Origin of the sequence: Clostridium sp., from assembly GCF_036569345.1 — a bacterium.
Lineage (GTDB): Bacteria > Bacillota > Clostridia > Clostridiales > Clostridiaceae > Clostridium_AD.
Genome location: NZ_DATCQT010000196.1, coordinates 1 through 4,508, shown reverse-complemented (window position 1 = coordinate 4,508; position 4,508 = coordinate 1). Strand labels below are relative to the sequence as shown.

At 33.0% G+C, this 4,508-nt stretch carries 4 protein-coding genes; all 4 read right to left on the bottom strand.

Going from position 1 to position 4,508, the window contains the following annotated elements:
• Positions 1-1,640: sulfate adenylyltransferase subunit 1 (locus VIM70_RS20710; protein ID WP_331947684.1), on the bottom strand; the 1,640-nt coding region annotated here is incomplete at its 3' end.
• A gap of 18 nt (positions 1,641-1,658) precedes the next feature.
• Complete coding sequence (gene cysD / locus VIM70_RS20705) at positions 1,659-2,459, bottom strand: sulfate adenylyltransferase subunit CysD (protein WP_331947683.1); 801 nt, start codon at positions 2,457-2,459, stop codon at positions 1,659-1,661.
• Positions 2,460-2,471: 12 nt separating this feature from the next.
• On the bottom strand, positions 2,472-2,786 hold the full coding sequence (locus VIM70_RS20700) for a ferredoxin family protein (RefSeq protein WP_331947682.1): 315 nt from the start codon (positions 2,784-2,786) through the stop codon (positions 2,472-2,474).
• Positions 2,776-4,455, bottom strand: coding sequence for an adenylyl-sulfate reductase subunit alpha (locus VIM70_RS20695; protein ID WP_331947681.1), 1,680 nt, complete (start codon positions 4,453-4,455; stop codon positions 2,776-2,778). The genes VIM70_RS20700 and VIM70_RS20695 overlap by 11 nt, the downstream gene beginning before the upstream one ends.
• Positions 4,456-4,508: the final 53 nt, after the last annotated feature.

The following is a 4,508-nucleotide window of genomic DNA, read 5'->3' as shown; positions in this document are numbered from 1 at the left end:
AACCATTTATTTAAGAACTTATCATTCATACCTTCTTTATAATCAATAATGTATGATGATAAATCTTTCTCAGAGGTTAACTTGATTCCAAAACCATTTTCATCAATAATAACTGTATCCTCATATGAATATTCTGCTACTCCTATAACATCAATTAACTTACCACCTCTTATTTTAGAAACAAGATTAGCATTTAATGAAATTACATCAAAATCTTTTGTATAATTATAACTTTCTGAAAAGTAAGGTACATTATCTCCAATTTTATATTGAGTAGCCTTTAATAATTCCTTCTTAATCTCTAAAGCTTTAATATCAAAATAGTATTCGTCGAAACTGTTGATTGAAAGCTTAATCTCATCCTTAATAAAGTTAGTTACAATAGCTCCAGTGGAATCTACAATGCCTGAAATAATTCCACCACCACATACATCATAACCATCTACTATTACAAATCTACCGGTATTTTGGTTGTCTGAAAATTTATCAAAGCATATTTTTTCCTTCGTTTTTATAGTAACTTCCGCTACATCATTAGTTTTTGCTTCAAGTGCATTTTCATATGTTCCTATAGTACTTGCATCTATAACTTTATTAAAAGCTACAACTTCACATTCCACTTCTTGCGTTACAAGTTTTATCTTATATTTCTTTCCTTTTACAAAACTATTTTTTCCCATCCAAAATATGTTGGTCTTAAAAAGATCAGATACAATAGGAGGATTTGCTTTATGTGAAATAACTTCTCCCCTTTTATTAAAGAACTCATCTTCAAAAGTAATTCCAACAGACATACCTGCACTCAATGTGTCTACCTTGTCTTTTTCTACAAAGGCTTCAACACTTTTAACTTTTGTAGTTCTGTTAGAAGGCGAAATGAGAATTTCATCGCCAACTTTAAGGCTACCTGCTTCAATTCTTCCAGCTATTATTCTTCTATCATCAAACTTATAAACATCTTGTATAGGAAATCTTAAAGGTTTTGCTTCAAGTCCGTCTTCTTGCGTAAATAAATCTAAAGCTTCAAGTACTGTTTCTCCTTTATACCAAGATAATTTCTCAGATTTGGTTGTTAAATTCTCACCGTAAAATGCTGAGATAGGAATATAACTCATAGGATGTACATTTAAATTCTTTAAAAATGCATTCATTTCGTTTTTTATAGCTTCAAACTTTTCCTGGTTATAATCAATAAGATCCATTTTATTAACAACAACGCAGACCTGTTTAATTCCAAGTAGAGATAATATATAACCATGTCTTTTAGATTGTTCTTGAATCCCTTCTTTAGCATCTATTATCAAAAGTGCAGCTTCAGCACTAGCTGCACCTGTGATCATGTTTTTAAGAAACTCTACATGTCCCGGTGCATCTATAATTACAAAATCCCGCATGTCTGTATGAAATTGAAGAGACGTTGTGTCTATTGTTATTCCCTGTTTTTGTTCCTCTTCAAAAGCATCTAATAAATAAGCATATTCAAAGGGTTTACCTGTTTCTTTAGCAATTCTTTTAACTTTGTCAATTGCACCTTCTGGTAGTGACTTTGTATCATAAAGTAATCTTCCAATTACTGTTGACTTGCCGTGATCTACGTGTCCTACTGCAACTATTCTTAATACTTCTCTTGTATTTTCCATTAGTAATAAACCCCTCCCTTACATATATCCATCTTTACGAAGCTTTTGCATAGCATATGAATCCTCTTGATCTTGAGCCCTACCTGCTCTTTCTCCTGTTGTAGTTGTTTTTAATTCTTCAATTATTTGATCGATTGTCACCGCATTAGATTTAATCTTACCAGTACACTCAGCACATCCAAGGCTTCTGTATCTTTCACCATTCTTTGCAAAATATAAATCTATAAGTGGTATATTTTCTCTCTGTATATAAGTCCATATATCAATTTCATTCCAATGAAGTATTGGATGAACCCTAATATGGTTTCCTTTCGGGAAATCAGTTTTAAATTGGTCCCAAAGTTCTGGTGCTTGATTAGTGTAATCCCATTCGGAATCCTTATTTCTTTCACTGAAAATTCTTTCCTTAGATCTAGACCCTTCCTCGTCACTTCTAATTCCTAGAATTAGTCCATCAAATTCATATTTTGTAACCACTTGTTGAAGGCCATCTGTTTTTAGTGCCTTACAACAAACGAGTCTTCCATGATCTGGTCCCATACCTTCATCTATAGCTTCTTGATTTGTGTGCACTATAAGGTCAATGTTAAATTCTTTAGCTATTTTATCTCTGTACTCAATCATTGCAGGAATTTTATGCTTTGTATCTACGTGAATAAAAGGAAAAGGAGAATGTCCGAAAAAAGCCTTCTTAGATAACCATAATAATACGGTTGAATCCTTTCCAATTGACCATAACATTCCAAGTTTACCTAATTTTTTATAAGATTCTCTTAATATGAAAATACTTTCTGCTTCTAATGCATCTAAATGATCCATAATTTAACCTCCCTAATATTTATTACCCTCTGTTTCATTTGTTGTAATAATAATCTCTTCATTATTTGGTTTAAAGATATGCCAATGAAGAAGATTTTTATCTTTTTTAGTATTTAAGTAAGTTCCTTTGCCTCCAATATCAACTCCAAGATAATAATTTATAGCCGAAGCAGGGCATTCTTTAACGCATGCTGTACAGCCCCAGCACTCCTCGGGGTATTTTATAAAAGTTTTTAAGTTATCCTTTTTAAAAATAAGATTTCCTGGACAAGTCTCAAGGCATTTACCGCAACCCACACATTTTTGTGGATCTATTTTAATGCTCATAAACTTCATCTCGCTTTACTAAGTTTCTAAAGACAACTTGAACCTTACCATCTTTATAAATTGTATTAACATATTTAAGCAAGTTTTCATCTTTTTCCTTGTAATCTGCATTTTCTCCATAACATTTCCATCTAGTTTCTTTTCTCTCTAGAAGATGAACTATTAACACTTTGCAAACATATAATCTATCAATAACTTCATATATCTGCAAAAGTTCCCTCATTCCTTTAGCACGCAGTTTACTTGAAAGCGATAAAAGCTCTTCTATTTTCCCCCTGGCAAGAAGCAGTCTTTTCGAATTAAAAACATAATTTTTAGATATTCCACCTGCATACTCATCCATTACCTTTTGCATAGCCTCTTCAACATTATTTATAGAAAACGTGTATTCCTCGTCTATTAGAAAGGTTTCTAGATATAAAGCTTTAGATTGGATTTCTTCTTGCCCTATATGCTTGTTTTCCTTATTTCTTATAAATTCAGTTGCAGACTCTGCTGCAATTTCACCCTCTACAAAGCAGCCAGTCACATATTTTTTGGGGCTTCCTCCTGCAACATCCCCAGCTGCATATAAACCGGGGATTGTTGTAGATCGCTTAGTATCCACCCAATAACCACTAGCTGCATGTCCACCAACTATATAAGGCTCTGTACCTTCAATCTCTAAGTTTTGTATACTAGGACCAAATCCATCCTCAATCCATTTTAAGGTCTGAGCTGGAGCCATATTAAGATATGCCTTATAAAGTTCATCTTCAACTTCCTTTGATATACCCTTAGTTTTTAAATAGCAAGGACCAAGGCCTTTCCTATTTTCCTCTACAGTCGCATAAAGACGTGTAATTGTTAAGGGCTTTCCATAATTTTTCACATACTCATTCTCATTTGCATTAACTTGCTTTGCACCAATACCTTGAGCCACTGTTCCTGTGGGTGCTATGGTATCCTTGCACCTTAGAGCAATAAATCTCATTTCAAAAGATGTCATCTCAGCTCCTGCTCTTATACCCATGGCATAACCTGCACCAGTATTAAATGGTGAATACCACATCTTATGTTTAGAAAATCCAGGATTATTAGGTTTATAGAGGCCTGAAGCTCCACCTGTTGTGCAAATAACCGCCTTAGAATAAATTACATAAAAAATATTCTCTTCAATATGAAATCCATAAGCACCAATAACAACGTTATCTTTAACAATGTAATCTATTATGTTTACCTTGTTTAAAACCTTTATGTTCTTCTTTGAGTTAACCTCATTTGCAAGAAGGGGTTTTATGTTTTCACCATTGATTTTAATGCTTCTCTTTCCACGAGTAACATATTGATCCTCTGAATCCTTTAAAATTGTAAGTCCTAGACTTTCCATATTTCTTGTAACCTTATTCAAGTTTTTAGCAATAGAATATACCAAATCTTCTCTTATAATCCCCTCTGCTTCATTTCTAACATAGTCTACGAAGTCTTCAGGTGTATATCCATTATTAATGTAAGCATTAATTGCATTAACACCTGCAGCTAAGCATCCGCTTCTTTTTATATTAGCTTTATCTGCTACTATAATATTCATCTCTTCCTGCTTACTTAATGTTAATGCAGCATAACATCCAGCAGTACCACCACCAACAACTAATATATCAGTTTTAAGTATTTTTGTTTCTAGCTTCATTGTAATCTCCTAACCAAGGCATTTTAAATAATCTAATATCTTGTCTACACATT